This is a genomic window from Nonomuraea sp. NPDC059194 (genome assembly GCF_042754765.1).
Classification (GTDB): Bacteria; Actinomycetota; Actinomycetes; order Streptosporangiales; family Streptosporangiaceae; genus Nonomuraea.
In genome coordinates this window covers 29,951-52,474 of record NZ_JBHZBH010000010.1, presented here as the reverse complement: position 1 = coordinate 52,474, position 22,524 = coordinate 29,951, and the positions used below count along the sequence as shown (strand labels likewise).

At 68.5% G+C, this 22,524-nt stretch carries 24 protein-coding genes and 2 pseudogenes; 15 read left to right on the top strand and 11 right to left on the bottom strand.

All coding sequences use genetic code 11. The annotated features are described in order from the left end of the window. Positions 1-41 precede the first annotated feature (41 nt). Both ACFXJ8_RS15380 and ACFXJ8_RS15375 read right to left on the bottom strand, forming a co-directional pair. Positions 42-2,345, bottom strand: a complete 2,304-nt coding sequence (locus ACFXJ8_RS15380) for an FdhF/YdeP family oxidoreductase (RefSeq protein WP_379644519.1) — start codon at positions 2,343-2,345, stop codon at positions 42-44. 102 nt (positions 2,346-2,447) lie between these two features. Beyond that, complete coding sequence (locus tag ACFXJ8_RS15375) at positions 2,448-2,948, bottom strand: SRPBCC family protein (RefSeq protein WP_379644518.1); 501 nt, start codon at positions 2,946-2,948, stop codon at positions 2,448-2,450. Positions 2,949-3,157: 209 nt separating this feature from the next. Between ACFXJ8_RS15375 and ACFXJ8_RS15370 the strand changes: the two genes are divergently transcribed. The 3 genes from ACFXJ8_RS15370 to ACFXJ8_RS15360 all read left to right on the top strand — a co-directional run bounded on the left by ACFXJ8_RS15370 (position 3,158) and on the right by ACFXJ8_RS15360 (position 4,855). Then, on the top strand, positions 3,158-3,385 hold the full coding sequence (locus ACFXJ8_RS15370; protein ID WP_379644517.1) for a hypothetical protein: 228 nt from the start codon (positions 3,158-3,160) through the stop codon (positions 3,383-3,385). Positions 3,386-3,452: 67 nt separating this feature from the next. Next, positions 3,453-3,596, top strand: coding sequence for a hypothetical protein (locus tag ACFXJ8_RS15365; protein WP_379644516.1), 144 nt, complete (start codon positions 3,453-3,455; stop codon positions 3,594-3,596). Positions 3,597-3,676: 80 nt separating this feature from the next. After that, positions 3,677-4,855 carry a GntR family transcriptional regulator gene (locus tag ACFXJ8_RS15360; RefSeq protein ID WP_379644515.1) on the top strand — a complete coding sequence of 393 codons (1,179 nt, stop codon included), beginning with the start codon at positions 3,677-3,679 and terminating at the stop codon, positions 4,853-4,855. On the opposite strand, the gene ACFXJ8_RS15355 is transcribed toward ACFXJ8_RS15360, so the two are convergent. Beyond that, complete coding sequence (locus tag ACFXJ8_RS15355; RefSeq protein WP_379644636.1) at positions 4,750-5,472, bottom strand: DMT family transporter; 723 nt, start codon at positions 5,470-5,472, stop codon at positions 4,750-4,752. The two genes, ACFXJ8_RS15360 and ACFXJ8_RS15355, sit on opposite strands and share 106 nt — an antisense overlap. Before the next feature lie 181 nt (positions 5,473-5,653). Here ACFXJ8_RS15355 and ACFXJ8_RS15350 point away from each other — a divergent pair, with 181 nt between their 5' ends. From ACFXJ8_RS15350 to ACFXJ8_RS15335, 4 genes are read left to right on the top strand one after another with little or no spacing between them, the layout of a single operon-like run. Beyond that, positions 5,654-6,778 (top strand): branched-chain amino acid ABC transporter permease, encoded by a 1,125-nt coding sequence (locus ACFXJ8_RS15350; RefSeq protein WP_379644514.1) that lies wholly within the window; start codon positions 5,654-5,656, stop codon positions 6,776-6,778. Continuing rightward, positions 6,775-7,746, top strand: coding sequence for a branched-chain amino acid ABC transporter permease (locus ACFXJ8_RS15345; protein WP_379644513.1), 972 nt, complete (start codon positions 6,775-6,777; stop codon positions 7,744-7,746). The genes ACFXJ8_RS15350 and ACFXJ8_RS15345 overlap by 4 nt, the downstream gene beginning before the upstream one ends. Next, positions 7,736-8,539, top strand: a complete 804-nt coding sequence (locus tag ACFXJ8_RS15340) for an ABC transporter ATP-binding protein (RefSeq protein ID WP_379644512.1) — start codon at positions 7,736-7,738, stop codon at positions 8,537-8,539. The genes ACFXJ8_RS15345 and ACFXJ8_RS15340 overlap by 11 nt, the downstream gene beginning before the upstream one ends. After that, positions 8,536-9,315, top strand: coding sequence for an ABC transporter ATP-binding protein (locus ACFXJ8_RS15335; RefSeq protein WP_379644511.1), 780 nt, complete (start codon positions 8,536-8,538; stop codon positions 9,313-9,315). Before ACFXJ8_RS15340 ends, ACFXJ8_RS15335 begins: the two co-directional genes overlap by 4 nt. On the opposite strand, the gene ACFXJ8_RS15330 is transcribed toward ACFXJ8_RS15335, so the two are convergent. Next, positions 9,272-9,700 (bottom strand): YybH family protein, encoded by a 429-nt coding sequence (locus tag ACFXJ8_RS15330; protein WP_379644510.1) that lies wholly within the window; start codon positions 9,698-9,700, stop codon positions 9,272-9,274. The genes ACFXJ8_RS15335 and ACFXJ8_RS15330 overlap by 44 nt on opposite strands. 328 nt (positions 9,701-10,028) lie before the next feature. Next, complete coding sequence (locus ACFXJ8_RS15325; protein WP_379644509.1) at positions 10,029-11,063, bottom strand: hypothetical protein; 1,035 nt, start codon at positions 11,061-11,063, stop codon at positions 10,029-10,031. A 399-nt stretch (positions 11,064-11,462) separates the two neighbouring features. On the opposite strand from ACFXJ8_RS15325, the gene ACFXJ8_RS15320 reads away from it, so the two are divergent. After that, complete coding sequence (locus tag ACFXJ8_RS15320; RefSeq protein WP_379644508.1) at positions 11,463-12,413, top strand: endonuclease/exonuclease/phosphatase family protein; 951 nt, start codon at positions 11,463-11,465, stop codon at positions 12,411-12,413. Between the two features lie 103 nt (positions 12,414-12,516). On the opposite strand, the gene ACFXJ8_RS15315 is transcribed toward ACFXJ8_RS15320, so the two are convergent. Beyond that, entirely contained in the window at positions 12,517-13,347 is an 831-nt protein-coding gene (locus tag ACFXJ8_RS15315) for an NAD(P)H-binding protein (protein ID WP_379644507.1), read from the bottom strand. A 377-nt stretch (positions 13,348-13,724) separates the two neighbouring features. Here ACFXJ8_RS15315 and ACFXJ8_RS15310 point away from each other — a divergent pair, with 377 nt between their 5' ends. Then, positions 13,725-14,240, top strand: a complete 516-nt coding sequence (locus tag ACFXJ8_RS15310; RefSeq protein ID WP_379644506.1) for a hypothetical protein — start codon at positions 13,725-13,727, stop codon at positions 14,238-14,240. Positions 14,241-14,285: 45 nt separating this feature from the next. Here ACFXJ8_RS15310 and ACFXJ8_RS15305 read toward each other — a convergent pair whose 3' ends face one another. From ACFXJ8_RS15305 to ACFXJ8_RS15295, 3 genes and pseudogenes are all read right to left on the bottom strand, one after another. Further along, the gene (locus ACFXJ8_RS15305; protein ID WP_379644635.1) at positions 14,286-14,675 is read right to left on the bottom strand and encodes a zinc-binding dehydrogenase; all 390 of its coding nucleotides are present in this window, start codon (positions 14,673-14,675) and stop codon (positions 14,286-14,288) included. A gap of 103 nt (positions 14,676-14,778) precedes the next feature. After that, positions 14,779-15,039, bottom strand: a pseudogene (locus ACFXJ8_RS15300) (alcohol dehydrogenase catalytic domain-containing protein); the annotation flags it as partial. 140 nt (positions 15,040-15,179) lie between these two features. Further along, complete coding sequence (locus ACFXJ8_RS15295) at positions 15,180-15,374, bottom strand: hypothetical protein (RefSeq protein ID WP_379644505.1); 195 nt, start codon at positions 15,372-15,374, stop codon at positions 15,180-15,182. Positions 15,375-15,439: 65 nt separating this feature from the next. Here ACFXJ8_RS15295 and ACFXJ8_RS15290 point away from each other — a divergent pair, with 65 nt between their 5' ends. From ACFXJ8_RS15290 to ACFXJ8_RS15280, 3 genes are all read left to right on the top strand, one after another. Continuing rightward, entirely contained in the window at positions 15,440-15,646 is a 207-nt protein-coding gene (locus tag ACFXJ8_RS15290; protein ID WP_379644504.1) for a helix-turn-helix domain-containing protein, read from the top strand. A gap of 442 nt (positions 15,647-16,088) precedes the next feature. Then, positions 16,089-16,403: a hypothetical protein gene (locus tag ACFXJ8_RS15285; RefSeq protein WP_379644503.1), complete on the top strand. Its 315-nt coding sequence runs from the start codon at positions 16,089-16,091 to the stop codon at positions 16,401-16,403. A gap of 217 nt (positions 16,404-16,620) precedes the next feature. Further along, positions 16,621-16,755: a hypothetical protein gene (locus ACFXJ8_RS15280; protein ID WP_379644502.1), complete on the top strand. Its 135-nt coding sequence runs from the start codon at positions 16,621-16,623 to the stop codon at positions 16,753-16,755. A gap of 50 nt (positions 16,756-16,805) precedes the next feature. Here ACFXJ8_RS15280 and ACFXJ8_RS15275 read toward each other — a convergent pair whose 3' ends face one another. After that, positions 16,806-17,570 (bottom strand): hypothetical protein, encoded by a 765-nt coding sequence (locus tag ACFXJ8_RS15275; protein WP_379644501.1) that lies wholly within the window; start codon positions 17,568-17,570, stop codon positions 16,806-16,808. A 267-nt stretch (positions 17,571-17,837) separates the two neighbouring features. Between ACFXJ8_RS15275 and ACFXJ8_RS15270 the strand changes: the two genes are divergently transcribed. Next, positions 17,838-19,007, top strand: coding sequence for an SMI1/KNR4 family protein (locus ACFXJ8_RS15270; protein ID WP_379644500.1), 1,170 nt, complete (start codon positions 17,838-17,840; stop codon positions 19,005-19,007). A gap of 763 nt (positions 19,008-19,770) precedes the next feature. On the opposite strand, the gene ACFXJ8_RS15265 is transcribed toward ACFXJ8_RS15270, so the two are convergent. Then, positions 19,771-20,907: a hypothetical protein gene (locus ACFXJ8_RS15265; RefSeq protein ID WP_379644499.1), complete on the bottom strand. Its 1,137-nt coding sequence runs from the start codon at positions 20,905-20,907 to the stop codon at positions 19,771-19,773. 194 nt (positions 20,908-21,101) lie between these two features. Here ACFXJ8_RS15265 and ACFXJ8_RS15260 point away from each other — a divergent pair, with 194 nt between their 5' ends. Further along, positions 21,102-22,313: an MFS transporter gene (locus tag ACFXJ8_RS15260; protein ID WP_379644498.1), complete on the top strand. Its 1,212-nt coding sequence runs from the start codon at positions 21,102-21,104 to the stop codon at positions 22,311-22,313. A 52-nt stretch (positions 22,314-22,365) separates the two neighbouring features. Continuing rightward, positions 22,366-22,524 (top strand): annotated as a pseudogene (locus tag ACFXJ8_RS15255) (argininosuccinate synthase); the annotation flags it as partial.

Here is a 22,524-nt window from a genome sequence, read left to right as displayed (position 1 = left end):
ACCACGGATCTCCGCGGTTCGCGGGCGCCACGACGAGTCCGTCACGATCTTGGCGGCGGGCTTGCCGGCTCCAGCCGTACGACGATCCCCTTCGAGGTCGGTTGGTTGCTGCTCTCGGCCACGCTGTCCAGCGGCACCAGGACGTTGGTCTCCGGATAGTAAGCAGCGGCGGAGCCGCGGGTGGTCGGATACGGGACCACCACGAAGTCTTCGGCACGGCGCTCGGCGTCGTCGGTCCACACACTGACCAGGTCGACGTGCTGCCCCTCGGACAGGCCGAGTTCCCTCAGGTCCGCCGGATTGACGAGCACCACCCGGCGGCTTCCGTGGATGCCTCGGTACCGGTCGTTGGGCGTATAGGGAATGGTGTTCCACTGGTCGTGGGAGCGCAGGGTCTGCAGCAGCAGGTGCCCCTCGGGAGCGTACGGCATCTGCCAGGCGTTGCAGGTGAACAGCGCCTTGCCCTGGGGGGTGGGGAACACCCCCTCGTTGACCGGGTTCGGCAGGGTGATGCCGCCGGGACGGGCCACCCTTCGGTTGAAGTCGTGCAGTCCCGGCACGATGCGGGAGATGCGGTCACGGATCGTGCCGTAGTCGGCCTCGAACTGCTTCCACGGGATGTCGGCTCTGCCGTCAAGGGTACGGCCGGCGAGCCTGCACAGGATGGCGACCTCGCTGAGCAGGAGCTTGGAGGCCGGCTTCAGCCGTCCATGGGAGGTGTGCACCTCGCTCATGGAGTTCTCCACGGTGACGAACTGCTCTCCGTCGGCCTGGATGTCCCGTTCGGTGCGGCCCAGGGTCGGCAGGATGAGCGCGGTCTGGCCGCACACCGTGTGGGACCTGTTGAGCTTGGTGGAGATGTGGGCGGTCAGGCGGCACTTCCGCATGGCCTCCTCGGTGACCGCGCTGTCCGGCGCGGCCCTGACGAAGTTGCCCGCGAGAGCGAGGAAGAACCTGACGCGGCCCTCTCTCATCGCCCTGATCGAGTTCACCGAGTCCAACCCGTGGGCACGAGGCGGGTCGAAACCGAACTCCCGCTGGAGCGCGTCCAGGAAGGAGTCCGGCATCTGCTCCCAGACGCCCATCGTACGGTCGCCCTGCACATTGCTGTGCCCGCGTACCGGACAGGCCCCGGCTCCCGCCCTGCCGAGGTTTCCCCGCAACATCAGGAAGTTCACGATCTCCCGGATGGTGGCGACGCCGTGCTTGTGCTGCGTCACCCCCATCGCCCAGCAGACGATGACGCGTTCGCTGCGCAGGACGTCGTCCCTGACCTTCTCGATCGCCTCACGGGTCAGTCCGGTCGCGGTGATGACGTCCGTCCAGTCGATGGTGCGGGCGTGCCGGGAGAACTCCTCGAAACCGCTGGTGTTGGCGCGGATGAAGTCATGGTCCAGTACGCGGCCCGGGTCGGCGTCCTCCGCCTCCAGCAGCAGCCGGTTGAGGCCCTGGAACAGCGCGAGGTCGCCGCCGGGGCGGATGTGGAGAAAACGATCGGCGATCTGGATGCCGCGTCCGATCACCCCGCCTATCTGCTGCGGATTCTTGAACCGCAGCAGTCCGGCTTCCGGCAGCGGATTCACCGCCACGATGCGGGCGCCGTTCAGCTTGGCCTGCTCCAGCGCGGAAAGCTGCCGCGGATGGTTGGTCCCGGGGTTCTGACCCACCAGGAAGATCAGGTCGGCGTGATGAATGTCGTGCAGGCTGACCGTTCCCTTGCCGGTGCCCAGGGTCTCGTGCAGGGCGAAACCGCTGGACTCGTGGCACATGTTGCTGCAGTCGGGCAGGTTGTTGGTGCCGAGCGCCCTGGCGAACAGTTGCAGGACGAACGCGGCCTCGTTGCTGGCTCTGCCCGAGGTGTAGAAGACCGCCTCATCGGGAGAGTCGAGTGACGTCAGTTCCTCGGACAGCAGCCCGAAGGCGTCATCCCAGCTGATCGGCTCGTAGTGATCGGAACCCGGCCGTTTGACCATCGGTTCGGTGAGCCGCCCCTGGTGGTTCAACCACATGTCGGACTGCCGGCCCAGCTCGGAGACCGAGTGCCGGCGGAAGAAGTCGGCGGTGACGCGCCGCGTCGTCGCCTCGTCGTTGATGTGCTTGGCGCCGTTCTCGCAGTACTCGTTGCGATGCCTGTGACCTGGAGTGGGGTCCGCCCAGGCACAGCCGGGACAGTCGATGCCGTCCACCTGGTTCATGGTCAGCAGCGTCACTCCGGCTCGCCATGGGGACGTCTGCTCCAGGGAGTACTCCAGCGCGTGCACCACCGCCGGCACTCCCGCCGCCCATTTCTTGGGCGGCGTCACGGTGAGCGGATCTTTCGGCTCGTCGCCCGTTGGCTTCGGCATCAGGTCGCCTCTCACTCGTCTCTTCCGGCACGCGGGGTCAGCTCTTCCGCACACGGGGTCGGCTCTTCCGGCTCGCGGGGTCGGCTCTTCCGGCTCGCGGGGTCAGCCGACGGGCCAGGTCGGTACCCGGCACCTTGGCGGTTCCGGTTCGACCGGCAGTACGCGTCCGTCGCGGATGGCCCCCCGCCAGGCCCCGCCCTCTTCCCCCAGTCCCTCGATGAACTCCTTGAAGTGCCCGAGTTCCCGCCGGACCACACGGCGGGTGACTCCAGCGGTGTTCATGAGGAGGACTGCGCCACCACGCGGCTTGAGCTGTATTCGTACGGTGACCGTGGTACCTCCCGATGCGGTGGGGCGGAACGACACTTCACCCCGATGACAGGGACTGCGGTCCAGGCTCCGCCAGGCCACATGCGAGTCAGGCTGCTGCTCCACGATCTCCGCCACGAACTCGCGGCGCATCGGTCCGACGCCGATGACCCAGCGGGTGAGCGCGGGCCTGACCTGCTCGACCCTCTTCACCACGGTCATGAATCGCGGAAAGCTCTTGAACTGGGTCCACTGGTTGTACGCGGTGCGCACCGGGACCGCGATTTCCACCACCGCTTCAATAGAGCTCACGGGTCGCCACGGTATGGCGCAGCGCCTTCTCGACACCATCCGCAAAAGTGCAAATTAGTGGTCAAATTTCACTTTGTTCGGAAAAATGCGGACAACACGCCATATACCTACCCTGGCCTGCCATGGGAGCGGAGCCACGGAATGCTGTGCCGGCGGTTTGCAGGAGCTCGAAATCCGGAAACAATCCTGGCATGGAAACAGCACCCAGTTTCGCCGCCGACATCAAGCCGCTCTTCCGGGAAAAGGACCGGCAGGCTATGCTTGACCACTTTGACCTGTGGTCCTATGACGATGTCTGGCACAATGGCCAAAGAATCCTCGCCAAACTGATTGCCGGTGAGATGCCGTGCGACGGGGCGTGGGGTGAAGGCAATGTGGCGACCTTTCAGAATTGGCTGGACTCGGGCATGAACCCCTAGGAGGACCGGAAGCGCGTCCTCGGTCCAGCTCGCTGAGGACCTGGCCGGGCTACCCCCGGCGGTCAACGTGGTCGGCACCGACGACCCGCTGCACGAGGCGGGCGTGCCCGTGGATCTGCACGAGTTCCCTATGACGCACACGGCCGCGACCGAGCCGGTCTGCCAGGCGAGCCTCGACGTCGTGGTCGCGGGAGCGGGCAGGGGGCTGTGAACGAGGAGATCCTGCGTGGTGCCCGCGCTTGTGACATAGCTTCTGTGTACTTGGTTGTATACAGCGACCGACGGGGAGTCATGGCCGATCGGAAGAATCGCCGTACCGCCGAGCTGATGGCGGACACGGTGCATGAGCGGCTGCGCGAGGCCATTCTGTCGGCCGCCTACCGCCCCAACCACCGACTGGTGGAGGAGGAGCTGGCCGAGGAACTGGAGGTCAGCCGGACTCCGGTGCGGGAGGCGCTGCTGCGGCTGCGGCAGGAAGGCCTGGTCGAGCAGCGCAAGGGGTGGATCGTCAGGGACCACGCGCCCGAGGAGATCCTGGAGATCATCGAGGCTCGGGCCGGGATCGAGGCGGAGGCCGCGTTCCTGGCCGCCACCAGGCTCGGCGGCGACCGGCTGGCCCGCCTCGACGAGCTCATGACGCTCATGGAGGACGCGCGCATCTCCCGGCTGCGGCTCAACGAGCTGAACAACGAGTTCCACGAGATCATCACCGAGGAGGCGGGCAACGCGCTGATCGCGCAGTTCCATCGGCGCACCAAGATCGCCTACTGGAACCTGTCCCAGCCGGTGGTCTTCACCCCGGCCGACGACGAGATCGTCAACAAGCAGCACCGGGAGCTGGTCGCCGCGCTGCGTGCCGGGGATGGCGAGGGTGCGGCGCGGGTGGCGCGAGCACGTGCGCAACACCGCGCGCATCATCGCCGCCGCTGTCGGCCTCGGCTGAGCCGCCCGACGCACCCGCCTGTGGAGGGGCCGTTTCGGCCCACCCGCCTGTGGAGGGGCCGCTTCGGCTCGCCCGCCTGTGGAGGGGCCGCTTCGGCTCGCCCGCCTGTGGAGGGGCCGCTTCGGCTCGCCCGCCTGTGGAAGGGGCCGCTTCGGCTCGCCCGCCTGTGGAAGGGCCCGCTTCGATCCGCCCGCCGTGGTGTGGCTGCTTCGGCGTGCCCGCCGCCCCGCCGTACTCTGGAGATCATGGAAGCTCGCCCGGCGTGGACGGATCACACCCACCTGTTCCCCGGCGCGGTCGTGCGGGTCGACGGCCTGGCCGCGCCCGAGCCCGCCGCCCTGCACCTGCGCCTGTCCGACGGCGTGGAGGTGAGTGCCGAGCTGTTGTCGGGACCGCACGGCACTCTGGTCGAGGTCGCCGCCTACACCACCCGCGCCGGCACCCGGCTGCCCGCCAGGGCCTGGCCGGTCAGTTCGTGGGAGCTCCGTGACGGGGCCGTGCTGCTGCGGCTGGGGCGCGGGCGCTGAGCGTCGCCCAGCCGAACAGCGCCAGGCCCGCCAGAACCACCCCGAGCGCCGCCCACTGCCGCCCTGTCAGTTTCCTCTCCCAGCACCAGCACGCCAAGCAGCAGCCCGACGACCGGCTGCAGGTAGGTGTTGACCGAGGTTGCGCCCGACCCCCACAGCAGGATGAAACGGAAGTAGAGCAGGTAGGCAGCGGCCGAGGCGAGCAACCCCAGCTCCAGCACCGCCGCCACCGCCAGCGGCCCGGCGCCGGCCACGCCGAACTGCCCCGACAGCACCGTGACCGGTAGCAGCCACAGCGCCCCGGTGCCGATCTGGCCGGCCGCGATGACGGCCGGGTCCAGGTGCGCCAGGCGCCGCCCGGTGTAGACGTTGCCGCAGGCGAAGATGGCCGACGAGGCCACCACGGCCAGCTGCCACCCCGGCTCGCCGCCGCCGTCCGGACCGGACAGGGCGGCGACGCCGAGGAAGGCCACTACGATCCCAGCCGGCCGCAGGACTCCCGCGCCCTCCCTGCGCCAGGCCAGCAGGAAGACGAAGATCGGTGTCGTGGCCGACAGCACCACCGTCATGGAGGCGGACACGTGCGTCTGCGCCCAGGTCAGCAGCGTGAACGGCAGCGCAGTGCACCACCTTCGCCGACTGCCTGGCCCTGATCAAGGCGGGCAAGAGCGCCGACTACGACGGGCTCAGCGGCGGGCTGAAGTTCGGCGCCGACAACGACATCACCGAGACCAGCTACCAGCTCATGGTCTACGGCGACGACGGCACGTACGCGGTCAAGAAGTAGGCCCGGGACACGTGAGACCGTACAGACTGCTGCCGGTCGTGGTGGTGGCCGTGGTGGTGGCCATCCTCGCCACGGCCGTGCCCGCCTTGGCCACCGCGTCCGATGAGTGGGGCTTTCGGGGCCTGCTGCGCGACGGCACGCGAAAGCCGGTCGCCGGGGTGACCGTACAGATCAGCACCGGCGGCACCGTCCTCGGCGGCGACGTCACCGACGACGCCGGCCGTTGGGGACCCATCGCGGTGCCAGGCCCGGGCAGCTACCGGATCTCGGCCGGAGATCTGGAGGTGACGCGAGAGCTGCGCGACGACCCGACCACGCTGAAGATCCAGAACATCGTCCTCTCCACCGACCAGGACGTCACCGACCAGGCCGGCCGCGACACGCTGGGCACCCAGCTCGCGCAGCGCGCCGCCGCCGGGCTCAACCTGGGCCTGCTGATCGCCATCGCGGCGATCGGGCTGTCGCTGGTGTTCGGCGTGGCCCGCTTCACCAACTTCGCGCACGGCGAGAACGTCACCTTCGGCGGCGTGATCGGCTTCCTGTTCGCCTCGGTGCTCGGCCTGCCGCTACTGGCGGCGATGGTGCTGGCCACCGTGGCCGGCGCCGCGTTCGGCTACGCCCAGGACCTGGCGCTGTGGCGGCCGCTGCGCCGCCGGGGCGTCTCGCTGGTCACGCTGATGATCGCCAGCATCGGTGTGGGACTGGCCCTGCGCAGCGCGATCCAGTTCTTCTACGGCAACGCCGCCCAGGCGATCTCGCGCGAGGACTGGGGTGTCGTCACCCTCGGCCCGGTGACCATGCCGGCCACCAACTACGCGAGCATGGCCATCAGCGTCGCGGTGCTGGTGGCCGTGGGGCTGTGGCTCAAGCGCGGCCGGCTCGGCAAGGCCGTACGCGCGATCTCTGACAACAGCCCGCTCGCCGCCGTCACCGGCATCGACGTCGGCTCGGTGACCCGGCTGGTGTGGGTCGTCAGCGGCGCCCTGGCCGGCGCGCTGGTCGTCGGCCTGTGCACCGAGTTGCTGGTGCTGTGGATCCCCACGGACATGAAGTACACCGGCGGCCTGGCCATCCTCATCGTGGTGCTGCTGGTGCGGCCGCAAGGAATCTTCGGGCGACGGGAGCGCGTCGGGTGAACGTCCTTCTCAACTCGCTTCGCGAGCTCATCACCCCGACCACGGCCGCCTACGCGCTGGCCGCGATCGGCCTCAACATCCACTTCGGCTTCACCGGGCTGGTCAACTTCGGCCAGGCGGGCTTCGTGGCCATCGGCGGGTACGGCTTCGCGCTGTCGGTCGTGGTGCTCGAGCTGCCGGCGCCTCTTGCCATCGCGCTGACGCTGCTGCTGGCGACGGGTTGCGCGCTGCTGCTGGGCCTGCCGACGCTCCGGCTGCGCGCCGACTACCTGGCCATCGTGACCATCGCCGCGGCCGAGATCATCCGCTTCGCGCTCAACTCCAGCGCGTTCGCCTCGGTCACCGGGGGCGCCAACGGCCTGTACAACAGGTACTCGGGCTGGCTCAAGGACGCCAACCCCTACCCATCCGGCCTGATCCACCTGGGTCCATGGACCTTCACCTCGGTGGACCTGTGGATCGCCACCGTGGACTGGGCCGTCGTCGCGCTCGTCGCTTCCGGCGTCTTCGCCCTGGTGCGCAGCCCCTGGGGGCTGGTGCTCAAGGGCATCCGCGAGGACGAGCAGGCCATGCTCAGCCTCGGCAAGAACGTCGCCCTGTACAAGCTGCAGGCCCTGGTGCTGGGCGGCTGCGCCGGCGCGCTGGCCGGGATCCTGTACGTGCAGCCCACCTCGGTGCAGCCCTTCGACTTCGCCGGCCGGATGACCTTCAACATGTACACGATGCTCATCCTCGGCGGCGCGGCCACCGTGCTGGGGCCGATCCTCGGCTCCATGGTCTTCTGGGTGGTCATGCGCCTGACCGACGAGCTGGTCGGCCTGGGCGTGGCCGCTGGCCTGTTCCGAGACGTCACCCAGGGCAGCATGGTGCGCTTCTTCCTGGTCGGTGTGGCCCTGGTGCTGCTGGTGGTCTTCCGCCCGCAGGGCATCCTCGGCAACAGAGTGGAGGTGTCCTTCGATGCCAGGTGACGCGATCCTCGTGGCCGACGGCGTGCACCGGCACTTCGCCGGTGTCACGGCCGTGGACGTCGAGCACGTGGAGGTGCCCCGAGGCGCCATCACCGCCCTCATCGGGCCCAACGGCGCGGGCAAGACGACCCTGTTCAACCTGCTGACCGGCTTCGACCGGCCGCATCGAGGCGTGTGGACCTTCAACGGCCGGCGGCTGTCCGGCCTGCCGCCGTACCGCGTGGCCAGGATGGGCATGGTGCGCACCTTCCAGCTGACCCGGGTGCTGGGCAAGCTGACCGTGCTGCAGAACATGATGCTGGGCTCCAGGCGCCAGGGCGGTGAACGGCTGAGCGCCGCGCTGCTGCCCTTCACCTGGAAGGCCCAGCGCGAGCGCGACGCCGCGCGGGCGATGGAGCTGCTGGCCCGCTTCAAGCTCGACGCCAAGGCGCACGACTACGCCGCTTCGCTGTCCGGCGGGCAGCGCAAGCTGCTGGAGATGGCCCGCGCGCTGATGAACGAGCCGGAGCTGGTGATGCTGGACGAGCCGATGGCCGGCGTCAACCCGGCCCTGACGCAGGAGCTGCTGCACCACATCCTGGAGCTGAAGGCGCAGGGTATGACGGTGCTGTTCATCGAGCACGACATGCACATGGTCCGCTTCGTGGCCGACCACGTGATCGTCATGGCGGAGGGCCGAGTCATCGCCGAGGGCACCCCTGGCGAGGTGCTGGCCAGCCCCGCCGTGGTCGACGCCTACCTGGGCGCCCACCACGGCACCAGCCTGCGCGAGCTGATCGAGGAGGAGCGGTGAGCGTCGAGGTCTCCCGGCTCGTGGCCGGATACCTGCCCAACGTCGACATCCTCAACGGCTGCGACCTGGTCGCCGCGGCCGGCGAGGTGGTCGGCATCATCGGGCCGAACGGCGCGGGCAAGTCCACCCTGCTCAAAGCCATCTTCGGCATGGTCACCGTACGCTCGGGGACGATCACCCTGGACGGCGAGGACATCACCGGGATGCGTCCCGACCGGCTGGTCGGGCGCGGCGTCGGCTTCGTCCCGCAGAGTGCCAACGTCTTCACCGACCTGACCGTGCAGGAGAACCTGGAGCTGGGCACCTTTCAGCGGCCCAAGGCGTTCGCCGCGCGTTTCGGGGCGGTCGCCGAGATCTTCCCCGGCCTGGAGCGCCTGCTCAGGCGCAGGGAGGGCGGGCTGTCGGGCGGCGAGCGGCAGACGGTCGCCATGGCCAGGGCGCTGATGGCCGAGCCATCGGTGCTGCTGCTGGACGAGCCGTCGGCCGGGCTGTCACCGCATCGAACGGACGAGGTGTTCCTCAACGTGCATCGGATCAAGCGCGCCGGCGTGGCGGTGGTCATCGTGGAGCAGAACGCCCGCCGCTGCCTGGAGATCTGCGACCGCGGGTACGTGCTGGACCAGGGGCGCAACGCCTACACCGGGACGGGAGCCGATCTCATGCACGATCCCAAGGTGGCCGAGCTCTACCTCGGCTCCCTGGCCGCGGAGGATCACCATCGATCAGGCCGGCTCACATCCCCGGCGGAAACCAGGCTTGAAGGTTCTGCGGGTTGATCGGCACTGAGATGTGCTCGTGCGTGATCAACCACGTGCCGCTTGACCGTCGGCAACAAACGGTTGACCGTACCCATATCGCACTCTTGGGCCCGTTCTTGCGCGTGCCGGAGTTCAGGTGGAGCATGTGCGCGAACGCGACGTCTTCACTCGTCGCTATGGTCAGGTCGTGCGTTTCCAGGCCGATGGGGCCGTCGTATTCATCGAACCACCGCACGAAGTTGCGGCGGACTTCATCGGTTCCCGCGAACTGGAGAGGGGGGACGACATCGTAATAGACGATGTCGGAAGAATAATGTGACATGAGTCGATCGATGTCCTTCGCCTGGCTGGCATCGACTCGGCTCTCCAAGAGAGCCCTAACCTCGGCATCATTCGAAGTCATCGCATTCTCCGTTTCTTCGTTCCAGTGCGCCGGTTTCAGTAGTCCGACGACGCAGCCCACCGGAATGTGAGGCGACGAGCTGAGCCGCTACGCCGACGCCTGGCGCGAGCACCTGGAGGCCGACCCTCGGGCCGGCAGTGTGGCGAGCGTCTACCGGGCCATGATGGGGGCACTCAGGACGCTGCCGCTAGCGGCCGCCAGCGTCGCCCGAGCCGAGGACGTCTTCGGCAAGTACCTGCGCAAGCGAGGGAGCGTCTTCGCGCGGCTGCCGGAGATCAGCAGGAGCCACGATCAGGTCAGTCAGGCGGTGCTCTGTCAGGACGGCTGGTCAGCGGAAGTCGGTGATGCGGAACACCGCCATCATGTCCGCGGCCCTGGAACCGGGTGAGAAGGAGGCTTCGACGCCGACCCACCCGCGGAAGGCGCCCTTGTCGTCGATGATCTGCATGAGCGGTTTGACGTGGGAGTTGCCGGTGTAACAGAACTCGCCGCGCTCCATCGCCAGACAGGTGCACCAGTGCCACAACGTGTCGCGGCGATCGGAATTGGAGATCTTCGTGAGGTAGTACTGGATGGAGCTCACGTTCGCGCGCGTCCCGCCCCCGTACTTGGGGCAGCCGCCCGACTTCTGGCAGGCGCCCCTGGACGACGGCTGCAAGTAGGTCAGGCACCAGGTGGTGTCGGCGCAGGTGCGGAAGGAGGAATGGGCGAACCTCTGCCCGCTGGAGTTGACGATCTTGCCGCCCGCCCAGCTCGTCAGATCCTGCCTGAGCGCACCGGAGAACGCCTTCACCGAACTCATCGCGCGCCTGGTGCCGAGCGCCGCGTTGCTGCCGTATCCGTAACCGTGGGTGGCCAGGGTGCTGTCCTTGAGGTCCAGACGAGCGAGCTTGCCGTCGGGGGAGGGCCGCACGTACCACTGCTCGGTCCACGTCTGGGCGATCTTCCACCGAATGCTCACCACGTTGCCTGACACGGTGTATGTCCCGGTGCGGTTCTCATCGGGGGCGCCGGTGAAGCCCCCGGCGGTGAGCACCTCGCAGGTACGGGGGCGCGATTGCGAACCGCCTGCCTTGGTGGTGCAGCCTGAGTCGGGGATGGTGCCGGTGCGCTGCCTGGCCTCGGGATGGCGTTGCCACCACAGATACAGGGCCGCGGTCACCGTGCCGTCGGCGGCGAATCGGTAGCTGCCGAGTCGTACCCAGTTCCGGCTGGATGCGGCTTTCAGGTGTCCTTGCGAGACGACGTAGGTGGCCTTGCCGCCCGGCAGGGTCGCGGTGGAGGCGGCAGCCGGCCAGGGGGCGACCGTACAGGTGAGGAGGAAGGTAAGGGCCGCCGCCACGATGGAAGGAAGCGCGCGCATGAAGTCTCCCGATCATTTACGGACGTTGCCGATGGTGCGCGAGCGAGGATCCGGTCTGTACCGGAAGGCTCCACGTCATACTGTCGGGCGGTGGACGCCTTTGTGCGCCGAATGGCAACAAGAGCCGTACAGCGAAGCGAGCTTCCTGACCGCATGCGGGCTCACGTGACCGGATAGGCGGGTTCGATCTGCACGGCTGTCGTGACGTTTCCGGCAGCCTCGCGCCGTGTGCCAGACGCGCCAACCACATCCGCCACCCGGACAGCACCTTTGACGAGACCCGTGCCACTCCTGGCTGGTGAAGACGAGAGTGATTCGGCGGAGCGTGCGGCCCTGCCGTACCGAACTATCACTACAGGTCAGGTCGCCTGAGAGGCGCTGGCCCTCGGGCGACCTGACGTGCTCCCTTTAGGGCCTGACCAGGATGACGTTGCCGAGCGAGCGCTGGACGCGGACACTCCCGATGCCGACAACTGGCCGCGGCCGAGGTTCATCTCCTACAACGTCTGTGGCGCTGCGAGCCAGTGCGCCGGCATCTACGGGAACTCCACGACCGCGTGGCGTGACCAGGTCGTCAAGGCCATGGACCACTGGGACGCCGACCTCGTGATGCTCCAGGAGGTCTGCTACAACCAGTGGACGCTCCTGCGTGACCGCCTCCGGAACCGTTCCGACGGACCCGCGTACGACTCCGTCTGGGCAGCGGCCCTGCCGGCAGGGCCGTCGACCGCCGGATGCTCGCGATGGGGTACGGATCACCGCTTCGGCCTGGTGATCTTCGCGAAGGGAGGTGTCGGGACGATCAACAACGGCTCCCGCACCGTCCATCCGCTTCCGGAGGTCGACCCGAACAACTCGGTCGAGAACCGGATCATGCTGTGCGCCCGGGCGTCGGTCACCGGCCGTATGGTCCGTGCCTGCAACACGCACATCGACTACCACACGGCGACGGCCAAGATCCAGGTCGAGCGCGTCGCACTCCTCACCGAGGGCTTCGCCGGTCAGGGCGACCCGGTGGTGCTGGCCGGAGACTTCAACGTCAAGCCCAAGGACGACATCCTCGACCCGCTCTACGACCACACGGGCGGTCACGGCGTCTTCCAGGAGGTCGACGAGAACGACAAGGACTACTTCACCGGGACCGAGTGCGGCCAGGACCAGGACCGCTGCCGAAGCGGTGAGGCAACCGCCGAGAAAGGATGCTCGCCCAAGGTCGGCGAACCCGGAAAGATCGACTACATCTTCCTGAGCTACTACTGGTTCACCAGCGTCCGCGGTGACGCGGCGGCCTGCACCCCGGGCATGTCGGACCATCACCTCCTGCGCGGCGCCGCCGCCTGGGAGCACTGACCCACCCGCAGCAGCAGGTTGCCGGCGACATCGGCGGCGTTCCACTATCCACGCCAGGATGGCGACGGCCTCGCGGGTCGGGCGACCGGCGAGGCCGTGGTGGTCAGCGCTGGTTCCAGAGGCCGGTGGCGGCCGTACGGCGGGCGAAGTCGGCGAAGTCGCGGGGCGAGCGGCCCAGAGCGCGCTGCACGCCGTCGCCCAGGTGGGCGTTGCGGCCGTCCAGCACCGTGGTGAACAGGTACAGCAGCAGGCCGATGACGTCCTCGGGCACCCCCGCGCCGGCCAGCGCGGCGGCGTAGTCGTCGGCGGCCACCTGCTGGTAGCCGATCCGGCGGCCGGTGGCGGCGGAGATGTCGGCCACGGCGTCGGCGAAGGTGAGCAGCCTGGGCCCGGTCAGCTCGTAGATCTCGCCGATGTGGCGGGCGTCGGTGAGCGCCGCGACGGCGACGTCGGCGATGTCGTCGGCGTCGACGAACGGCTCGGGCACCTCGCCGGCCGGCAGGACCACCTCTCCGTCCACCACCGGGTCCAGCAGGTAGCTCTCGCTGAAGTTCTGGTTGAACCAGGCCGCGCGCAGGATCGTCCAGCCGGCGCCGGAATCCTGCAGCAGCTTCTCGCTGTCCTGGGCCTCCTCCTCGCCCCGGCCGGACAGCAGCACCAGGCGCCTGGCCCCGCCGTCCACCGCGAGCCTGCTGAAGGCGCCGACCGCCTCGGGCGCGCCGGGCGCCGCCAGGTCCGGGTAGTAGGAGACGTAGACGGCGCGGACGTCCTGCAGCGCCGGCTCCCAGGTGGCCGGGTCCTGCCAGTCGAAGGGTCTGTCGCCGCCGCGCGTGCCCGCACGCACCGGCACCCCGCGCCGGGTCAGTCCCTCCAGCACCCGCCGTCCGGTCTTGCCCGTGCCACCCAGGACGAGCGTCAGATCACGTGAGGTCATGGTCGTTCTCCTTGATCAATATGGATGTTCATCGCGCCGGCCGGCGGATGCTGTGGGCGTCGGGCGGCCAGGTCATCGGTCAGGAGGGGCCCGGCCTCGGGAACGGTTCCCGGGCGCGGGTTCGACGGCGATGACGGGCGCGCGGCGACGATGGTCACCCTGGCGCAGCGGGACAAAGGCTGCCAAGATGACCGGCTTTCAGGTTGTTGCATGCTTTTCGGGTGTTCTCGCAGCAACATGCAGAGATCGCTAGATTTTCCGCATGAGCTTGGCGGCCCTCGGGATCTCTCCGCGCGAAGAGCAGGTCTACCGCTACTTCCTGCGCCATCAGGGCTCCAATACCGCCGACGTCGACGATGCATCCCTACAGGTCGCAGGTGGATCCTCGGGTCAGGGAACGGGCCCTGGCCGAGCTCAAGGCAGGCGTCCGCCACCGGTCCATCGTGCACCGCAGCACGCTGGACGATCCGGCGGTGGCCGCCTACTTCCATGAGATCCACCGGGCCGGGGACCGCCACCGGGTGATCGACGAGCCGATCCAGCGCCTGCTCATCATCGACCGCGAGACGGCGTTCGTGCCGATCGAGCCGGGCAATCCGGCCGCCGGCGCTCTGGCGATCAGGCAGCCCGGCATCGTCGTGACGCTGATCGGGCTCTTCGAGCAGGCCTGGAGCAGGGCGACCGACCTCGAACCCGACGCGGCCGACCCCAGCCCCGTCGAGAAGCAGGTGCTCGACCTGCTCGATCGGCTGGGCAAGGACGAGGTGGCGGCGCGGGCGATGGGCGTGTCCGTGCGCACCTTCCGCGGCCACGTCGCGGACCTGATGGCCAGGCTGGGCGCCGCCAACAGGTTCCAGATCGGCGCCCGCGCCAAGGAACGGGGCTGGATCTAGCCTTCGTCAGCGTCCTGGCTCCTGGCGCCCACCGCGCGCGGTCCGTCAGCCGACGATCAGGACGATCTTGCCTCTGGTGCGCCCGCTCTCGGCGAGCTCGTGGGCCTTGCCTGCCCGCTCCAGGGGCAGCGTCGCCTCGATTCGCGGGCGCAGGCGGCCGGAGGCGGCCAGCGAGGCGATCTCCCGCATGCCCGCCTGGTCCGCTTCGACGATCATGAAGGCGGCGCGTAGCCCCAGCGGGCGCGCCTCCGCCGCCAGGTAGCCCTCGGCCGGCGAGGCGAGCGACACGACGATGCCGCCCGGGCGCAGCGTCCGCAGCGAGCGCGGCCCGTACTCGCCACCGATGGTGTCGATCACCACGTCGATGTCGCCGGCCGCGGCGGTGAAGTCGACCTGGGTGTAGTCGATGACCTCGTCGGCGCCCAGCTCCCGCACGAAGTCGTGCTTGAGCGAGCGCGCGGTGCCGATGACGTGGGCGCCGCGCGGGCGAAGTGACGTACTCCGCGTACGTTCCGGCCGGCAGCGGATGGCGCGGCAGGCCGAACACCTCCTCACCTGGCTCAAGGGTGGTCACGCCCGGCCCGACGGCCTCCACGACGCCGGACACGTCCCAGCCCAGCCTGACCGGCGCCTCGCCGCCGGCGAGACCACCAGTGGCCCGGTGCCAGACGTCGGTCGGGTTGACCGCGGCAGCACGCACCCTGACCAGTACCTCGGCGGGTCCAGGCACCGGCCGCTCCACATCGATCACCTTCAGCACCTCGGGCCCGCCAAAAGAGTCCTGACCGATAGCGCGCATCATGTCCGTTCCTTCACTGTCTGATCTCGCTGACGGGACAAGCGTGCCCAATGGCCCAGGGACGCCACGAGTGGCCAGATAGCCAATGTATGGAAGGATCTGGCCATGCATCGTGTCGTCGTCCTGGCCCTCGATGGCGTCTACCCCTTCGAGCTGAGCATCCCGGTCCGGATCTTCGGGACCGCGGTGGGGGCGCAGGGCGAGCCGCTGTACGAGGTCATCACCTGCAGCCTGGACGGTGGCCCCGTCCTGACGAACGTCGACTTCGCGCTCGCCGTCCAGCACGGCGGCGAGGTCGTGGAGACCGCCGACACGCTGGTGATCCCGCCGTTCACGTGCGGCCCCGACCGTGACAGGGACTGGCTGCCCGAGGAACTGTCCCTGGTGCTGGCCCGGGGGCATGACCCCGCTCCAGTGGCTCACCCAGCAACGCCTCCAGCACGCGAGGCGGCTGCTGGAGACCACGGATCTGCCCGTGGACCGCGTCGCGGCCGAAGCGGGCCTGGGCAGCGGCGCCTCGCTGCGCCAGCACCTGGCCGCCGCGATCGGCGTCTCGCCCATGGCCTACCGCCACACCTTCCGCGCCAAGGATCACGAGGGCCGGTGAGGCGCCTCGGCGCCCCGCCCCTGCAGCGAGCCCGCACTTCCGATGGCCAGTCCTGGTCCGATGGCCGCTTACTCGGTCGATATGGACGACTCCTATGCCGTCACCAGGGAGGACATCGCGGCTCTGCCGTACCTCGTCGCCACGGCACCTGACCGGCGGCAACCGCAACGATGTCACCCAGCTCATCTCACGGCTACAGGCCATCGGGTTGGTGCCGTCGCTCATGGTGACGGCCGCCTCGCGCAGTTGGGCCACGGTCAGGCCGTCGTCGACGTGCTTCTCGGTGACCGGCGAGCCGGGCGCCATGTCGACGGCCGTCCACGTGACATGCTTGCCCAGGGGCTTGGAGGTGCGTGCCATGTGCAGCACGGCCGCGCAGAGCAGGCCATGGTTTGGGGGATTTCGTCATTCTTTGCGGTGATCGCGCCTAGGATGTCGCCTCATGAAGATCATGACACTCACGATGATCGCCGCCGCTGCGGTTGTCTCTCTCACTCCCGGGGTCGCGAACGCCGAGCCCCTCCCGTCCGGATGCACAAGCGGATACGGCTACCCCTCCGCCGGAAAGTACTACTACACCTGGGCCAAGTGCACGGGCGGGGGCGGATATGTTCAGGCCATCGCGACATGCACCAACGGACGGGTCACCACCAAGGCTCGAGGCCCCTGGGTTTATGTCGGCTCGTACTCGAAGGCTCACTGCCCGGCCACTCACCAGAGGGCCACCGGCCACGACTACGCCATCAAGAAGTACTGACCGACAGCACCCTGAGGGCGACCGGCGGCGGCTTCGCGGTCGCGAGCCGCCCAACCCGGCGGCTGACCGAGAGGCCTCTACGCCGAAGTGCGGGGTCATGATTCCGCCGACCCTCACTGACAGGTGCGGCGGCAGTTCGAGCAACTCGCGTCAACGCCCCTGCAGAGCGAGCAGTTCGGAAACTGTGACGAATCGGTAGCCCTGGTCGCGGAGGCCGGTGACCAGGACTGTGTTCGTCCCGCTGGCGTACCACGGATGGAGCAAGATGATCGACCCTGGCCTGGTCTGCTCGCGCACTGCCGTGACGATCTCGGCGGCGGTGGGGGTCGTGCCCGAGTCCGGCTCCACATGACCGTGTGCCGCTGGTTGTGGGCCAGGTACAGCGGCAGGATCAGCAATTCCCTACCGGTCGGCGGACGGAACGGGATGTCGCCTTGCTGGCCGGCCGCACGGATGGCTCTGTCGGTGCGCTCGACCTCCTCGGCCACGGTGGAGCGGGTGTAGGTGTGGTTCGCGAGCTGATGACCGGCGGCGACCAGCGCGCTCGCCGGCCCAGCAACCCGCCACGTCGGCGGCCACGATGGCGTGGCTGGCGCACTCGCTGATGGCGACCACCCGGGCCTGGGGGAAGGCGGTCTCGTAACCGCCCGCGCTGTCGCGGCCGAACTCGGCGCCGTTGGCCTCGGTGTCGGGCAGGTCCACGACGAACCCGTCGATCGCCATCACCCGCCGGCGGTTCAGCCAGGCGCCCCACTCGGTTGCCGCGGGCCAGGCGATCTGCTGGAACACCTCTTTGACCGCCTCGGTTCCCAGGCGCTGTCGGGCTTGGGTGATCGCCCCGTGGGTCGGCGCGCTCAGTGCTCGAGGCTCACCGTCGTCCTGGCCGAAGTCGTCGTGGAGACGAAATACGGCCCCGTCCCGAGAATCGTCGCGTTCACCAGCCAGGGAGGCCTGCCTGTCGAGCTCAAGAAGCAACTGGCCACGCTGGGCGTTCAGGTATACAAGGCGGGCCGAGCGCATCGAGGGTATGTGAACGGTCACGCCGAGCCGGGCCGACGTCAAAGCGCAGATCAGGGACCTGGGAGGCTGGATAGCCACCGTCAAGAGCGCCTTCTCAACCGTCCGGATATGCGGCAGGATTTGCGCGGACCGGCTGAACAGGTTCATCGGCGACCCTCAGAAGAATGTCCTCGCCGGAACGAACGGAAATGATCGGCGGAAAGGTCATCGACTCGCAGTTCCTCAAGGCTGCCAGAGGTCTTTTCGGTAACCGAGGGATGAATATGGTCGCGACGATGATGACCTGGAAGGCTTGTGTCGCCGGAATGCTCAGGGAAGGTCGCGGAGGGCCGAGCGCCCAAAACCGGGCCGTGGAGCCCCACGGCCTGGACGCTTCCCTGACTCCGTCGACCGGCCTATCCAAGAATGATGACCATGACAGAGAATGAGATCGTCCAGGCTTTTCGTGCGCTTTCGAATTCTTCGGCTCCCGCATCGCCGGAAGCGGTCGCCCAAGTGGAGGAGGTGATCGGCCACCCGCTCCCACCATTGCTCCGCCGGCTTTACCTTGAAGTGGCCAATGGGGGTTTCGGCCCGCGGGACGGAATTCTCGGGGTAGCCTGCAGCGAACACGAGCACCATTCCGACGTGGCCGACATTCTCGAGATATATGAAAGCACGCGGGACGAATGGCCTGGAATGTTATGGCTTTTCGACTGGGGCGACGGGATCTGGTCGGTGGTGGAGTTCCGTGATCCGGCCGGACCCGTATGGGTGTGGGATCCGAACATCGATGATTCCGACCTGGCCGAGGAATCTCCGCTGAGCCCCCAGAACATGGTCCTGGCCGAATGGCTCACGGAGTCCCTCGACGGGAATCTGGAAAAGGCCTTCGAAACCGGCGGCTTGGTGGCCGTGTCCGAGCGGCGGGCGGCGTTCGATGTGCGCCCCGGGGAATTGGAGTACGACCCGCCGGACCCGCTGACCGACGACGAGATCATTGGGGCGATGTCCAGGCTGCCCGGCACGACTGCGACCGCGTCTCCAGCGGCAGTCGACGAGGCGGAACGGGCAATGGGTCTTCGCTTGCCGCCACTGCTTCGCCGGGTGTACCTGGAGGTTGCCAACGGAGGGCTGGGGCCTGGAGGCGGCATCCTCGGTGTGCCGGTCACGGGCACTGCTCAGCCGGCTGACGTCGTCGAATGCCACGCGGCATGGAACGCGGGTCCCGACCCCTTCGTCCCTTCCGGTCTGGTGTGGCTCTGCGACTGGGGGTCAGCGATATGGTCGCTGGTGGACTGCCGTGATCCGGCCGGGCCGATGTGGCTGTGGGATCCGATGGGTCCCTATCTCAGCTCAGATGCGGTCAAGAGCGTGGACCGCACGTCATTGGTGGCGCAGAACATGACCCTTGCCGAATGGCTCACCGAGTGGTTGAACGGCTCGTTCGGGGCAGATTCCAGGCCCTCGACTCTTCGTGCCGTCGCGGCGCGCCGGAGCGGTCAGCACTGTGAGACAACGTGCGCAGTGGAGTGGGCCGAGTTTGGAGAAGAATGCCGGCCGCGCTCGACGACAAGCCCGAGACGGCCATCCTGCGGACGATGAAGTCTGATCCGGCCCGAACTTGCGGGTGGATGAACGGAACTCGTCGGCGCAAGTTCGGGCCGAAGGTGATCAATCAACGGTTGGCGGCTGTGCCGCCAGCTTCTGGCAGGGCTGGTTTACCACCACCAGCCGCCGCCCCAGCCGCCCCACCAGCGACGGCGGCGGCAGCCGCCGCCCCACCAGCGGCGGCGCCGCCACCAGTGGTTTTGCGTGTAGCCAGGCTGATACCGAGGCGTCCTAGCCATGATTCCTCCCCCGAGGACTAGTCGACCTAAATTTGAACATTACACCGGCATCCCCCGCATCGCGAGGGGGTCGCACCGGTTGTGCGCGTGGAGTTGCGAAGTGCAGTCCCGCTGATGTCTGACGATCTGCAATCAGGCGCACCGGCGACCATGCCCTCCGCCACACGTCAGTCGTACGGGTGGGTGTCCAAGCTTCGAAGCCGCGCTCATGGACGCGCTGCGGGCCTGCAACGTTCGCCCGCGACGCCATGACCCGCCTGCTGGCGTCGAGCTGGGAGATCGTGGCCGAGTCCGCGGCCCTGCAGACCGCCGCCGAGGAAGTCCTCCCGGCGCGGCGGACGGGGTACGTGCGGGGCGCCGGGCGCCACACGACCCACAAGGTTGCTCACGCGGGGCGAACAGCGGGCCCGCGATCATGCTGTGATCCGCACCCGCCGCCGGAGGATGAAAAGGGGTCAAGGATGCCCCCACATCGGTCGCCATTTCCAGGCCGCAGCGCTCTTCGCGCGGTTCGTGGTTCAGCGGGTCGCCGTTCCCCCGGTGTAGCGGCGGGGAAGGACCACGAGCGGGTTGTCGTCGAGGACCACATCGGGCGGGCCGAATCGGGCGGCGACCTCCCGGATCTCCGGGTCGCCGAGGAGCAGCAGGCGGCCCTCGTCGACGAACAGCTCGCCGTCGACATGGATAGTGGGCCGGTCGATCTGGCAGTCGCAGTGCGCGAAGCCGGGCCTGGTGGTGACCGGGGCGCCGTCGTAGAGGGCATCGAGGCCGCAGTAGAAGGCTCCGGCGTGCTTCTCACGCTCGAACTGGGTGCCACCGGCGAGCCGCGTCTTGGGGTTGAGCCCGATCAGGGCGTGCCGGAGGTAGTAGCCGCCTGGCGCGGCGCGGCGGATCTGCTCGGCGGCGATCCCGCCCTCGATCGTACGCACCAGGTTCCCCTCGAACGTGATGCGCAGAGGTTGTTCCGGCATCCCCGTGAAGGTCGAGTCCTCGATGACGAGGACGCCTTCGGTGCTGGCCGGATGGAAGTTGGCGCCGCCGTAAGGGAAGGGCTGCCAGTCGCCGGGCCCCAGAGGGCCCTCGTCGGGGGTGAAGGCGAGCCGTGACAGGGTCAGGTCGGTCCCCAGCGTGGAGGTCACGCGGATGCTCTGGGCCGCATCGAGTCGGGCCAGAGCCCGATGCTGGATGGCGTAGAAGACCTCGTTGGGGAACCTGGCGCCGGTGAGCATGGCGCCGGCCGTGGCGGCCATGTGCAGCGAGGCGAAGCGGAGGGGCAGGGCTCTGATCTGATCGAAGAAGAGGGGAGCGCTGTGCACCTCGGCCCACCACGTGGCGCTGATCACGACGTCGGCCTCCCGGACCGCGGCCGTCTCGATCCGGTGAGTCACCTCCTTGTCCCACCCCCCGGGGCTGAACGGCGCCACGGACAACACGTGCACATCGGCGTCGCGGTAGGCCGCCGCCGCGGCGACAGCCTGAACGACGACGGGGTCGGCCGTGTGCTCGACCAGCAGGAGGACCCGTTCCCCTGACGCCACCTGGGCGTGGTGCATCAGATTCCGGGCGCCGGGCATCAGCTCGACGATCGAGTACGGAGTGGCGCCCGGCACGGAGACGTAGCTGAAAGGCGCCGCGGCGTAGGGATTGACGATCATCGAGCTCTCATCTGGTGTGGAGTGCCATCCTTCGTGGAAGTACCCATTCCATAGCGTGATATTACGACTACGGCGAGTTATATAGAGTGCTTCACCGGAAGCCACCGACGACCCGGCGCGGCGCGCGCCGCAAGCCGGCCTGCCCCGGGGTATTGCTGCGACGACTCACCCAACACGAGAAAAGGAAGGTGCGGATGAGTACCCAGCAGGTGGCGCTGAGCCGGGGCAGGACGAACCTCGCCCTGGCCACGCTGTTCTTCGGGGTGTTCGTACTGGGCTGCGCCGAACTGCTCGTGGTCGGCGTGCTGAATCTGATCGCCGCCGACCTTCAGGTCTCCATTGCTGCGGCTGGCACGCTGGTGACCGCCTATGCGCTGGGGATCGCGATCGGCGGTCCGATCCTGACCGCACTGACGATCAAGCTGAGCAAGCGGGCCGTTCTGATCGGCACGCTCATCCTGTTCGCCCTGGCCAACCTGGTCCCGGTGCTGGTCCCCGACTACGGCCTGTTCGTCGTGGCGCGCATCCTGGCCGGCGCGATCCAGGGGTTGTTCATCGCCGTCGGGTTCGTAACGGGCATGTCGTTCGTCCCGCCGGAGCGCGCGGGCCGGGCGATCTCCGTGATCATCTCCGGTATCGCGGTGTCGGCCGCACTGGGCGTGCCGCTGGGCACGCTGGTCGGGCAGACACTGGGCTGGCGCGGCTCGTTCACCGGGATCATCATGCTCAGCGTGGTCGCGTTGATCGCCATGGTGGCGCTGGTTCCGGCCGTGCCCCGCACCGGCAGCGGCGTCGCCGGCCAGGCCAGGTACGCCTTCGCCCCGCGGGTGCTCGCCGTGCTGGCCCTGAACTTCCTGGTTTTCGCGGCGGTGTATTCGGCGCTGACGTACATCGTGCCGTTCCTGGAAGGCGTCACGGGCACCTCCGGCGCGCTGATCAGCGTGTTCCTGCTCGCCTACGGCCTGGCCAATGCGGTGGGCGCGTTCGGCGGCGGCCGGTTCGCCGACAAGAACGCCGCGCGCACCCTCATCGTGGCGACCTGCGGCACAGCGGTCTGCCTGCTGGCGCTCTACCTCGTCGGCGCGATCGCGTTGCTGGTGGCGCCGGCACTGTTGGCCTGGGGCCTGTTCGTCGGCGGCATGGTGCCCTCGCTCCAGTTCCGCGTGGTGAGCCTGGCCGGCCCCGGCGGCGCGCTGGCGTCCTCGCTGCCCGGTTCCGCGGTCAACGTGGGGATCGCGTTCGGCTCGGTCGCCGGTGGCGTGGCGATCGACAACTTCAGCGCCTCGGCCCCGTTGATCGCCGGCCTGATCATCGCCGTGATCGCCATCCCGGCCGCCTGGGCCACCAGCTTCCTCAAGCCGCCGATGGTCCAGGGGGCGGCGGCGCTCACTCCTGACGTCGCGTAACAAGCCGGTGATCAGGTGGCCCGTAGTCCATCCTTACGCGCGGCGTCGATACGGCTACACCCCGCATCCGGCCTTGATCGGTGCCGCCAGGACGACTAGCCTGATCGCCTTGCTGCCGGAAGGCGGGGCCGAGGCGATCGCGTCACGCGGGAAGAGCCCCGACCACGACGAGCTGCTCGACCACGCCGCCATGAAGTTTGGGACCGACTGA

What these genes read in the sequence shown, in the direction of transcription:
- ACFXJ8_RS15380 (WP_379644519.1), bottom strand. Translation starts at nt 2,345, where the DNA reads ATGCCGAAGCCAACGGGCGACGAGCCGAAAGATCCGCTCACCGTGACG.
- ACFXJ8_RS15370 (WP_379644517.1), top strand. Translation starts at nt 3,158, where the DNA reads ATGGAAACAGCACCCAGTTTCGCCGCCGACATCAAGCCGCTCTTCCGG.
- ACFXJ8_RS15360 (WP_379644515.1), top strand. Translation starts at nt 3,677, where the DNA reads ATGGCCGATCGGAAGAATCGCCGTACCGCCGAGCTGATGGCGGACACG.
- ACFXJ8_RS15340 (WP_379644512.1), top strand. Translation starts at nt 7,736, where the DNA reads ATGCCAGGTGACGCGATCCTCGTGGCCGACGGCGTGCACCGGCACTTC.
- ACFXJ8_RS15330 (WP_379644510.1), bottom strand. Translation starts at nt 9,700, where the DNA reads ATGACTTCGAATGATGCCGAGGTTAGGGCTCTCTTGGAGAGCCGAGTC.
- ACFXJ8_RS15325 (WP_379644509.1), bottom strand. Translation starts at nt 11,063, where the DNA reads ATGCGCGCGCTTCCTTCCATCGTGGCGGCGGCCCTTACCTTCCTCCTC.
- ACFXJ8_RS15315 (WP_379644507.1), bottom strand. Translation starts at nt 13,347, where the DNA reads ATGACCTCACGTGATCTGACGCTCGTCCTGGGTGGCACGGGCAAGACC.
- ACFXJ8_RS15290 (WP_379644504.1), top strand. Translation starts at nt 15,440, where the DNA reads ATGACCCCGCTCCAGTGGCTCACCCAGCAACGCCTCCAGCACGCGAGG.
- ACFXJ8_RS15285 (WP_379644503.1), top strand. Translation starts at nt 16,089, where the DNA reads ATGAAGATCATGACACTCACGATGATCGCCGCCGCTGCGGTTGTCTCT.
- ACFXJ8_RS15275 (WP_379644501.1), bottom strand. Translation starts at nt 17,570, where the DNA reads ATGAACCTGTTCAGCCGGTCCGCGCAAATCCTGCCGCATATCCGGACG.
- ACFXJ8_RS15270 (WP_379644500.1), top strand. Translation starts at nt 17,838, where the DNA reads ATGACAGAGAATGAGATCGTCCAGGCTTTTCGTGCGCTTTCGAATTCT.
- ACFXJ8_RS15265 (WP_379644499.1), bottom strand. Translation starts at nt 20,907, where the DNA reads ATGATCGTCAATCCCTACGCCGCGGCGCCTTTCAGCTACGTCTCCGTG.
- ACFXJ8_RS15260 (WP_379644498.1), top strand. Translation starts at nt 21,102, where the DNA reads ATGAGTACCCAGCAGGTGGCGCTGAGCCGGGGCAGGACGAACCTCGCC.